The following is an 11,642-nucleotide window of genomic DNA, read 5'->3' as shown; positions in this document are numbered from 1 at the left end:
CTTAATTAAACTTTAGCCCCAGCAACATTTTCGATACTTTTTCCTTTCGTTTCCGTAACCAAGAAAAAAGCTGCGATTGCTGCAATTAAGGCTGGAATTGCAAAAAATATAAAAGTACCAGTAAAGCCAATTCCTATTTCTTGAATGTATCCCGCAGCAATTGGGCCAAGAAATCCACCCATTCGTCCAAAGGCTTGAGTCCAGGCAACACCAGTATTTCTAAATTCGGTGGGATAGGCTTCTGTCAGCAGAGGCTGAGTTCCACTCAAGGCCCAATTCATGATTATACCGACGGTGATACTGCAGATAACTACCTGCCATTCATTAGTTGCATATCCTAAAAATAAAACTGCTAAGGCGGTAAATAGCCAACCTAAAGCAACATTTGTTTTACGTCCAATAAGATCAGCAATATAGCCAGTACATAAAGCACCTAGAATGGAAAAGAGATTTTGCAGTATCGCAAATGAATAACCTTTAATTAAGCTATACCCTGCGCCCACTAATAACGATGGCAGCCAACCTGTGATGCCGTATATAACAACGGAACCCATAAAATATATAATCCAATTCGCTAATGTTGCCCGGCGATATTGAACGGAAAAAACAGCATTCATACCAACTTTAGGGCGCGATGGCGGAATGGCCAGGCTTCCGGGAGCCCAATCAGGGGCAACCCCATTAGAAGCTATCTCCATTTTTTTCAATACTTTAATTGCCTCATTTTCCAGTCCTCTTCCCATAAGCCAATATAATGATTCATTCAATTTAAATAGTAAAACTATGGCATACAATGCTGGGATTCCGCCTGTGAGGTAACAAACTCTCCAACCGTACTTCGGAACAATAAACATAGCCGCAATACCGGCAACGACCCAGCCAAGAATATAAAAGGCCATTAAAGACGAAGTAAAATAACCTCTATTTTTAGTCGGGGCGCTTTCCGACATCAAAGTAACAGCTATAGGGATGCAAGCGCCTAGACCAATTCCGCTACAGATTCTGAGAAAAGCAAACGCTTCAAAACTATGCACAAAATATATTGGAAAGGTAAGCATAGAGTAAAGTGCTACAAAACTTATCAATGTTTTTTTCCTGCCAATGTGATCAGAGATTAACCCGGAAACTAATCCACCAACCATTAAACCTAAAAGGCTCCATGAGGCAAGGCTTCCTGTCTGAACTTTTGATAGTATCCATTCCTTCGCCATTTGAGGCATAGTATAGGCAACGATCATATAATCAAATCCATCAAAAAGAAGAGCTAAGCCAACCAGGATATAAATTTCTAGAGTATATTTTGAGATTCCTAACTGATCAATGATATCGGAAACGGAAGTTTTATTCATTTTTTTCCCTCCACTGTTTCAAAACATCCGCCAGCAGTTGACTAATTATCCGCACATAATAATTACCTCCTTTCACTTTTGGGTTATTTGTTTAACAATAAAACTAGCAAAATCTATACCAGATTATGAATACTATTTTGAATATATAGATAACTCCAAATATACTTAATTGTTAGGCAATTACTCGCGGAAATAAAGAAAACACCATAATTTGAAAAGAGCAAATTATTATTCGGTTGCTAAAGTGATACAATCTGGTGCTATTCAAGCAACATCGTTTCGATATTGCAACTATTATCATTTTCTTAATAAAGTATCTCCTTCGATATTGTAATCAAAAAACAGATACCTCGTTTTTGAGATACCTGTTTTTGTCATTTATTGATGATTGATTAATTGATTCCATTTGTTGAATGAATTAACTGATTGATTTCTTCTTACTATTTTATCCAGATATTAAGTTCATTTTTGTTCTCGATGATCTTTTCCGCAATTCTAGTTCCAACATATTGAAAATAACTCTCACCAAAATAATTTTGATTTTCAATAAATTTGCCGCTGGCATTTACTCGATGCAGTAAAGGAATGCGATTTATTTTGTTTATATCAAAATTTTTAATAGCCTTACCAAATTCTTCACCTAAAATAGCATTCCCCCAATATACAGGGCCTTTTTCAGGTTTAATTCTAAAAACGCGACGTAAGAATTCATAGGGAAAGGCACCAAAGGTGATAATTACTTTCGGCTTGTATTCTAAAACAATTTCTCGAAATGCCTCAATTTCTTCCCCAACTTCAATCCCCCACCAATTTAAGGTATTTGGAACAATCCCGCTGTCCGTTACCGCATTTCGGATATATATATTCGTTGTATCTATTCTGGTTTGAATCTCTCGGAATACTTTGTCTTGTATTTCCGCAAGTACAGGTGTCCAAATTTGATGCCGAACTGCAGGATATTTAGGATTTACCAGTAACCATATAGGATAACTTTTATCTCCGGTATCCCGCTTGAGCTTTTCAGTCTGTGAAATATAATTATTGCGCGTAAGGCTCGTCATTTTGAATCCCACCTTTCAAACAATTTGAAATTTATCGGACACTCACCTATTTAGGTGATTTAATTGACACTTGAATTTTCCAGATACGTCGTTTTTTTGTTGGAACTATTCCCTCCGTTAAAATTAGTGACGGATTGTAAAAGATGATAAGCAAAATTATTTACGACTGAGTTATCTTTTTCACATGAGAGTACAGTTCTTTCATTCTCAGTCGTTATTGCAACAGAGTTTAGGATCTCTTCTTCGGATAATGTAAATTTATAGTCCCTTTCAAGTTCTTTTTCAAGATTTGCTTTTAAGAGTATTGTGTTTATCTTTGGCCTTGCTCCGCAAATTATTGTCTCTCCGCCATATCTCTTAACAGACTTAATAAAAATCTTTAAGGCATTTATAGCTGTAGCATCCAGCGAACTGACATTTTCCATCTTCAGGATACATAACTTTGCTTTGCCAACCAAATTATCAAGTTTTTGCTCTAAGTCGAAGGCTGAACCAAAATATAAGTGTCCTTCCAATTGAATTATCAGCAAGTCAGTTTTGTTATCAATAACCTCAAGCTCTTGACGGCTTATTCTTGAATCTTCTTCCAGTATTGGAATGAACAATCGGACCGGTGCTTTATTAGTATCCTTTAAATAGAGAATGATGGATATCACAATACCTGAATAAATGGCATAATCCAGATCAGGCATCAAGATTGTCGCTAAACAAGTAATTGCCATAGCTAAGGAGTCAGAGCTAAATTTCCCTAATTTTACGATCCGCTTGATTTCTTCTTGGTCTATTAAGCTATAAGCTGTTACCAATATTACCCCCGCTAAGCAAGGATTCGGGATATATTGGGCATAAGGTGCAAAAAACAAAAGAACAATAGCGATAACTATGCCGGACATAATTGCCGCCATGCGAGTAACTGCACCGTTATAGTAGTTGATAGCTGAGCGAGTAAAAGACCCTGAGGAAGGAAAACACTGAAAAAATGAGGATATAATATTTGAGATCCCTTGACCCATAAATTCCTGATTAGCATCAATTTTTTGACGTGAGGTACTGGCAATAGATTTTGAGATAGAAATGGCTTCTACCAATCCGATAATGGAAATTGCAACTGCACCACTGAATACTTTATTTAGAGAATCAAAACTAAATTGTACCATCTTGAAAGGAGGCAACGATGATGGTATTGCGCCGGTAAGCTTTACACCCTTTTGATCCAAACCAAACATGACAATAATTAAAATTGGGATAACAATGCCTATAAGCGCTCCAGGCAGGTTTTTATTAATTTTTTTGCAGATCAAGATAATGGCAATCGTCAATAATCCCAAACCTAGAGCATAATAATTTGTTTGGCTAATGTGAGTTAGTACATAGTAGAGTTTCTCCATTGTCGGAAGTTGGGCTGAATTTTTGATTGAAATGCTCAGAATGGTGTTCAACTGTCCAAGGGCAATTAACACTCCGGCACCTGCAGTAAAGCCGACGATAACACTATGTGATACAAAATTAATAACCTTTCCTAACTTAATTATTCCATACAACATTTGTAAAGCTCCAACGAGAAGTGTCATAAGAAAGAGCATTTGATAGGCGTTATCAAGCCCCATATAATTTCGCATACTGGCTGCCACCAGCAGACAAATTGCATTGGTAGGTCCGGTCACTAAATGTTTTGAACTGCCAAACATTGAACCTAAAATCGAAGAAATTATCGCAGTGTAAAGCCCATATACCGGGTTTACTCCCGCGATCAGTGCATAAGCCATAGACTGAGGAATCGCTACCACAGCGACTGTCAAGGCTGCAATCAAATCTTTTGTAAAATACTCTTTTTTATAATTTTTCAACGTCCCGATAATAGGAATATAGCGAAATCGCGTTAGGTTCATGGTAATCCCACCTTTCCTTAGAACAACAACCTACCAGGCATTTAAGTCGGGTCCATTTGCAGAGTTGTTACTTCGAACATTTTGATGCGCAAGTTTTAACCCTTAAATACGCAATAAGAACTAAGCCTATTGGTCTATACCCATAGACGATCTGTGTTTACTCAGTTTAATATTCTTTGTAATTGATTTGTCTGACCCTTGGCTGCACCAACATACGTTGGCCGCAGCCAAGGACGCTCTGATCTTTTCCGGTATGATATTCCCGAACAAGTGGTTTACAACGTAGAAAAATTGATTGAATTCTGGTATAATTGATTTAGTCACATTTTTTAGCGGCCTTCGAGGCTGCTTTTTTTATTTTCTTAATCCTTGAATCAAGTTTCTTCCGTTTTTGCTTTCGCATCTAGACATGCTCGCTCCCTCCATTTCTTTGTGCTAAACGATCCGCTAAAATGATCCCAAAGGATGCTGCCATAACCATGATCGCCATAATTCCTGTTAACATAGGTTCTCACCTCCAAATTAAATATTTCACTAACTTTAATAAAAGGTTAACATTATGTTTTTATTCTGTCTATGGGAAATCGATATGCTCACCATCAATTAACTCAATGGTAAATATGGTATAAAAAGCATTTTACAAAGCGTCTTTTTAATCTATCTTGCTGTTTCACTTATTAGTAAATAGTTTTTTATCTATAGAAAAATTTGAACATATGCCTTATATGTCTTTCTGTCAAAAAATGCTCTTTTTCTACACTAAACAACTAATCGATTGGATATCATGACACCTACTTTCCAACAGTCTTATAAAAATGCGGTAGTTAGATAATAATTATTACCGATGCCGAAGGAATGGCCCACAAAAAAAAGTCCCGAAAAAGAATTTACTCTTTTCGGGACACTAATTATTTCAGGCAAAAACTATTTATGACAAAGACTTTTAAAGGCAAAACTATTTAAGGCAAAAACTATCAATAAATTCCTGTGGAAGCTTTTTTACTAACAAAACTGGAATTGAAGACTTATTGAGAAGATTATGTGCCAAACAACCAAGAATTAGACCCTGCATCGATGTAAGTCCTCTCGTTCCCATTATGATAAGCCTAAAAGACCTCAGAGCAGCGTAGCTAACAAGCGCTTCCACTGTTTCAGAAATACTAGGGTTACTGTAAATGATTTGGTAATTAATGTTTTTCTCATTCTCTAGGAATATTTTTTCGGTCTCGTGAAGGATTTTTTCGGAATGTTTCTTAACAACTTGATCTGCATCATCAATCACAATTCTTTTCCACTCAGAGGCCGAATTAATAAACCAATAGTCTCTCCAATTTACGTCTGAAACAGCATGGCTTTCATCTCTTTCTTGAACTTCAACAATTGATAAATACATATTGGGTATTTTTTTTAAGAGAGCTGCCGTATATACGGCTGCTGAAAATGACTGTCGTGAACCGTCGGAGTAAAGCAGCACTTTGAATATCTGGCTCATATGAAAACCCCTTTTCATTGTACAAACTTAACCCATTACGAGATTCTAATGAATGCCGATGTCTCAATAAAACGTATAACTATCCTGAAAGGCAAATGCCCCGAATAAGAATTTTAAGTTTTCTCCTCGAGGCATTTAACTGAGACTTATTAAACTACTTAACCATAACCCAGCCAAATTAATCAGCATTAAATAGATACTTTGTCTTCCTTGTTTTCTAAGTAACTGTCAATAAATTCTTGTGGGAGTTTTTTTATAAGCATCACAGGTATTGTAGACTTAGTGAGCAAATTATGAGCTAAGCTGCCAAAAATTAAGCCTTTTAAACTTGATAATCCACGAGTACCAATAATTATTAAGTCAAAGCAATTAGTATGTGCATATTCAAGAATAACATCTTCAATGTGAGTAGTATCCGCAGCATTATCTCCAGAGCCTTTAGTATATATTTCTTTATGAACAACGTTATATCCTTGATTAAAGAAAATTTGGTTGGTTTTACGAAGGATCATATGATATTCTCTCTCAGTTTCACTGTCCGAATCCGAAAGCACGTGCTTCATCCATTCCGAGGTAGGTGTTCCAGGCCAAGTGTCAGTCCAATCATAAGCTTTAAATGCTGGTGCTTCCGAATTATCAATAACTCGTAAAACGGTTAAATGCATGTCTGGCATATTTTCTAATAATGTGGCTGTATAAACGGCCGCCGAAAACGCCTGATGTGAACCATCGGAGTAAAGAAGTACATTAAACTGAGAATCATTCATAACATCAACCTCTCTTACGCATTTGTATATTCATATTATTGTAACACAATTGAGAGGATTATGAGAGGATTAATAAAACCAAAAATAGTTAGAAATTATTTATTCCGATTTTAAGTGGGTTGATCCGCAATTTAGGAAAATCGCCTTATTCTGCGACATGGAATATCCCCGAAGCGGCAAGAACTATGATTATAATCTCACAGCTGACCATTAAGGTATAGGTTAAATCTTTTTTTCTTAAATAATTGATGAATAAAGAAACATAACCTAACGTTGATACAATACCTAAAAAGGCCAACCCGACATAGTTCATATAGTCACCATGATTGATATAGCCAAGCCAACTCCATCCACTTGGGGCGTTAGTAGCTGCTAAATACTGATGAACATTCATTCCCCAAAACTGAGGCATATCAGATGGTTTGACGATCGGACTGAAAGCTCCAGCCATATAACCGATAAAAGTAATGAGCATTCCTATGATACCTGCCCAAGAGCAAATGAGTAGAATGGTCGCATAAATATTCTGTTCAGGACTAACCTTAACATTATCCAATACATTCCCTTGTGCATTTACAGCGTCTTTCGCAGTTGCACTTGTAACACCTGTTTGAATTCCCATTATTCTTACCCCCATCCTAATCCATTTAATAACGATTTTAAGCCAGCAAACAGTAACATTAGTATAACAATATAACGAATTGCTTTAGGTTTGGCTGTATTTAAAATCTTCACTCCCACTCGAGAACCTATCATGATCCCAATAACCGAGGGAACCGTTATCATTGGCAGTACTGCACCTTGATTCAGATAAATCCAGGCGGCCGAAGTATCTGTGATCGCCAGAAGCGACATACTAGTTCCCACCGCTACCTTCAGAGGTGCTCCTAAGACTAAGTTAAGAACTGGAACATTTGCCCAACCTGCACCGATTCCAAACATCCCTGCAATGATTCCAATACAGCCGAAGAGTATTAATCCTTGAGGAAGTCTCCAGACAGTCCACTGAATATCCTGACCACTGGAAGATTCGAAGTAAGCCCCCCCGATATTTAAATATTTGGCCAAAGGATCCGGACGTCCGATTTTAGGAATTTCACTATTCTTTGAAAAAACAAACAATAGTGCAATAGAGGTTATTAAAAGCCCCAGTAAAATTTTGAGAATACTTTGGGGTAATGCAAGACCTAAATAGGCACCTACAATACTCGATGATGATGCAATTAAGGCTAAAGGAATAACTAAACGCAGGCTTGCAAGATTCGCTTTAAGGAGTTTGGGAGCTGCCGAGAGTGAACATGCTAAGGCAACAAATAAGCCCGAACCACGAATAAAATCAAAATTGAATGGAAAAAAGCTGCTGACGATTGGCACATACAAAACACTTCCGCCTACACCCGCTAATGCTGCCACAATCCCTATCAGGAAAGTTGTAACTAGTAGAGCCAACGGCCATACCCACCATGGTATTCCAGGGTTGCCGGCTGCTTGAGTTACCGCAAGATTAGTTGCAGAATATATCAGGCCGGCATCAGTTACTAATTTTTCAATCATTGCCTCTTTACCTCCTACATCAAATTACGGCGGTTAAAAACAAAACGGTTTCAATTACTTAGAGTGATTTATTTCTTGATTTACCGTTGTTAAAGTATCAGTGGAAAAATGCTTATCTCAAACCTCCTTATAGTGATATTTGAGTATGTGAGTCTTCTCACAAACAGAGTAACATTTATCTTAGCTTCGTGTCTATAGGATAACAATATGTTCATAATCGATTTTACTTATGAAAAAAAAGACTCGAACAGGTCCTATTTAAAACAAAAATCTGTAGGATTTAACTCACTACAGACTTCATCGAGTCTTTATTAATATTTTTAGATATTTTGTCTTCATCAATCAAAGAATATTCTTATTGAAGCTTGATATTTCGCAGACTAATTTTCAAGGAAATATCTTTACCATTCTGATTGATGAATAATAGGGGGTTTTGGAAGATCCTGAATTGTTCTTTTTTGCACTAAGATTTGCATCGGTACTCCCTCAACCTTATATCCAAATATTCAAACTATCTTTATGCTCAATAATTTTATCTGCAATTTGAGTTCCAACATAATGGAAATATGTCTCGCCGTCTTGACGACCTACATAAATAGGATCTTTCGTGAATTTAGCGGTTTCAACGACTCGACGAAGTAATGGAATCCTATTTGTCTTTGTAATATCAAAATTTTTAATCGCTTTTCCAAATTCTTGGCCCAAGTTTGCTGTACTCCAAAATTTAGGACCTTTTTCAGGTTTAACCTGATAAGCCCTTCTTAAAAATTCAAATGGAAACGCACCAAAGGAAATTATTATTTTAGGTTTATGCTCATTAACAATTTCTTTAAAAATATCAATTTCTTCAGCAACGTCTACTCCCCACCAATTTAAAGTATTAGGAACCAGTTCACTTACTTTAACAGCATTCCTGATATATATATCCGAAGTATCGATTCTAGAGTGTATAACTCGAAATACTTTGTCCTGTATCTCAGCTAATACTGGAGTCCAAATATTATGACGAACTGCTGGGTGTTTTGGGTTTACAAGCAGCCAAATAGGATACTCTCTCTCTCCGGTCTCTTGTTTAATCTTTTCAACGGCAGGAATATATCTATTAAGTGTTAAGTTAGACATATTGACTCCCTCCTCCCAAAAATTTGCGGCAGCGATTATCAATTCTTAACTTGTTGCAGTTGCTCGTTGTCTTGCAGCAATATTATCCCTTGAGTGAACTATTCTTATTTTACCGGTCAAATTTCTTAGCAACCCTTAGGTTAGCTCATACCAAGCATCTCTAGTTTATCTTCCAGGATAAATGTTCTCCCTCCTCACTCTCACATGTACTTATCCTCACAATTAAAGATTATCATTGCCTAAGGATAATGTCTATAACTAAGCAATATAATCGTAATCAGATTTTCCTATTGATACGAGTTGCCCGATATCTATTTGTTGAAGTATATAAAGGGCTAATTTTGCTCCTAAGGGATCGATTTCCTAAATAGACGCATTTCAATTGTTTTAAGCATTAGTAATTCGTTGAAAACGCTTGAAAATCAAAGCTTTTATTAATCTTGAATTTAAACGCTTAAAGTATTCATGAATTTCTCAAACGCACAAGTAATTCTTTAAGTTAAGATTGCCCTATAATTAAAAAGTGCAATAATAATTCTTAATCATCTAGTATTAATTTCAAAATATATTTTTTACTGAGCAAGAAAATTATCTGCGGCTAAACTAAAAATCTCTAATTATGATTAATTCTCTAGTTTGAGAGCATTGAAGTCTGACCAAGACACTAAGCAATTCAAAATACCGGAGTAATGAGATGCCGGCGTAGATATAAACTCGTCAGTGATCGTCATTGCGTAAGCAACTGCCGAGTTGCATTTATCCTTGAGGAGAGGAAAAGTAAGGATACTACGAAATCTTATACATTCTGACAGTAAAAAAATAACCCTGAATAGGCTTCAGGGGTTTCTTTATGAATTAGTACGGATTAAGTATAATTTAGTTAGGATTAGTTGCAAAATCCTTAGCATTAATTATTCTATCCAAATGTCCAGATTATCCTTATTAGCTATAATCTTCTCTGCTATTTTTTTGCCAACATATTGAAAATAGTTCTCTCCGTAATAGTTATGATCTTCAATAAATCTTCCGCTTTTTACAACTCTGCGCAACAAGGGAATACGATTGGTTTTCGTTATGTCGAAATTCTCGATGGCTTTGCCAAATTCATCGCCTAAATTTGCTGTACCCCAAAATTTCGGTCCTTTTTCCGGATATATTTCATAGACTCTACGGACAAATTCAAAGGGAAAAGAGCCAAATGTAATTAAGATTTTAGGTTGATATTCCACAACAATTTCCCTAAAAAGATCTATTTCCTTTGCTAGCTCAGTTCCCCACCAATTTAAGGTATTAGGTATGATTCGGCTGTCACCTACAACCTTTCTAAGATATATTTTCGTCGTATCTATTCGGACATGCAAATCTCTAAATACCTTATCTTGTATCTCTGCAAGAACTGGAGCCCAAATATTATGACGAACTGCAGGATGTTTTGGGTTAACTAACAGCCATATTGGATAAGATTTGTCTCCTATCTCCCTTTCAACGTCCTCTACTTGATTTGATTTTAATGTTTCATCGGTTGCCTTTATCGCGGACAATATAATCCCTTCTTTCGTTTCTGTCATCTACGGAAAGAATCAAAGAGAAATTATTAAACGTACTATCCTATTTGATTAAAAGAATATACTACTGGCATGGCCACTAATTATATGTGGCATTTGACTGGTGACAGTTTCCTTTGCATCTGACAAGTAATTATTAATGAACTTCTGAGATAGTTTCTTGATCATTAATACTGGAATCGGAGACTTAACTTGTACTTTGTGAGCTAAATCACCAAAAATTAAGCCTTTAAACATTGATAAACCATCAGCACCCAGAATAATTAGATTAAAGGGGTTACGCCTTGAATAATCAAGAATTAAATCAGCTGTATCAGATATATCTGCTTTATTTATATTGGTAAATAAAATTTGGTGATTAATATTAGAGGAATTTTCGACGAATATTCGATTAGTTTTTGAAACCAACCTCGCGTCGTGTTCACTGGGATCGTCATCCATTGTAAAGATTCTTTTAAACCATTCGTCTTTAGGTGGTTTAAGATATGTCTGGGACCAGCTAAGATCAGATTCGTTTTCCCAATACATTCTTTTGTACTTACGCCTTAATTCAGCCCAACTGAATTCTGTGCCCATAAAACGCTCATGACTTTCTTGTATTTGAAGAACAGTTAATTTCATATTTGGAATATCATTAAAAAGATTCGCAGTATAAACTGCAGCATTAAAAGTTTGTGTTGATCCATCAGAATATAGCAAAACGTTAAAGTTTACATTTGTCATAAGAAATAGCTCCTTTCCTAAAAATAAGCTAGTGATATTATGCACTAATCATTTAGGAATTGTAGATAAGCCATACTATTATTTTTTGTTAAATCTGCTTTAATATTTTCTAATTTTATT

10 protein-coding genes are annotated in these 11,642 nt (G+C 36.0%); all 10 read right to left on the bottom strand.

The annotated features are described in order from the left end of the window. Positions 1–5: 5 nt before the first annotated feature. The gene (locus DESACI_RS11105; protein ID WP_014827291.1) at positions 6–1,349 is read right to left on the bottom strand and encodes an MFS transporter; all 1,344 of its coding nucleotides are present in this window, start codon (positions 1,347–1,349) and stop codon (positions 6–8) included. A 440-nt stretch (positions 1,350–1,789) separates the two neighbouring features. Then, positions 1,790–2,410, bottom strand: a complete 621-nt coding sequence (locus tag DESACI_RS11100; RefSeq protein ID WP_014827290.1) for a hypothetical protein — start codon at positions 2,408–2,410, stop codon at positions 1,790–1,792. Positions 2,411–2,469: 59 nt separating this feature from the next. Continuing rightward, a complete protein-coding gene (locus tag DESACI_RS11095; protein WP_014827289.1) occupies positions 2,470–4,299 on the bottom strand; it encodes a SulP family inorganic anion transporter in 1,830 nt (609 codons plus the stop codon). Between the two features lie 955 nt (positions 4,300–5,254). After that, the gene (locus tag DESACI_RS11090; protein WP_014827287.1) at positions 5,255–5,791 is read right to left on the bottom strand and encodes a universal stress protein; all 537 of its coding nucleotides are present in this window, start codon (positions 5,789–5,791) and stop codon (positions 5,255–5,257) included. 188 nt (positions 5,792–5,979) lie between these two features. Next, positions 5,980–6,558 (bottom strand): universal stress protein, encoded by a 579-nt coding sequence (locus tag DESACI_RS11085; protein ID WP_014827286.1) that lies wholly within the window; start codon positions 6,556–6,558, stop codon positions 5,980–5,982. A 145-nt stretch (positions 6,559–6,703) separates the two neighbouring features. Further along, positions 6,704–7,180: a hypothetical protein gene (locus tag DESACI_RS11080; RefSeq protein ID WP_014827285.1), complete on the bottom strand. Its 477-nt coding sequence runs from the start codon at positions 7,178–7,180 to the stop codon at positions 6,704–6,706. A 5-nt stretch (positions 7,181–7,185) separates the two neighbouring features. After that, positions 7,186–8,112 (bottom strand): sulfite exporter TauE/SafE family protein, encoded by a 927-nt coding sequence (locus tag DESACI_RS11075; protein WP_014827284.1) that lies wholly within the window; start codon positions 8,110–8,112, stop codon positions 7,186–7,188. Positions 8,113–8,604: 492 nt separating this feature from the next. Further along, entirely contained in the window at positions 8,605–9,234 is a 630-nt protein-coding gene (locus DESACI_RS11070; RefSeq protein WP_014827283.1) for a hypothetical protein, read from the bottom strand. Positions 9,235–10,145: 911 nt separating this feature from the next. Continuing rightward, positions 10,146–10,775 (bottom strand): hypothetical protein, encoded by a 630-nt coding sequence (locus tag DESACI_RS11065; RefSeq protein WP_014827282.1) that lies wholly within the window; start codon positions 10,773–10,775, stop codon positions 10,146–10,148. 75 nt (positions 10,776–10,850) lie between these two features. Further along, on the bottom strand, positions 10,851–11,522 hold the full coding sequence (locus DESACI_RS11060) for a universal stress protein (RefSeq protein WP_014827281.1): 672 nt from the start codon (positions 11,520–11,522) through the stop codon (positions 10,851–10,853). Positions 11,523–11,642 lie beyond the last annotated feature (120 nt).

Origin of the sequence: Desulfosporosinus acidiphilus SJ4, assembly GCF_000255115.2 — a bacterium.
Taxonomy (GTDB): domain Bacteria; phylum Bacillota; class Desulfitobacteriia; order Desulfitobacteriales; family Desulfitobacteriaceae; genus Desulfosporosinus; species Desulfosporosinus acidiphilus.
The sequence above is the reverse complement of the archived record's forward strand: the minus strand, read 5'-3'. Positions and strand labels throughout refer to the sequence as shown.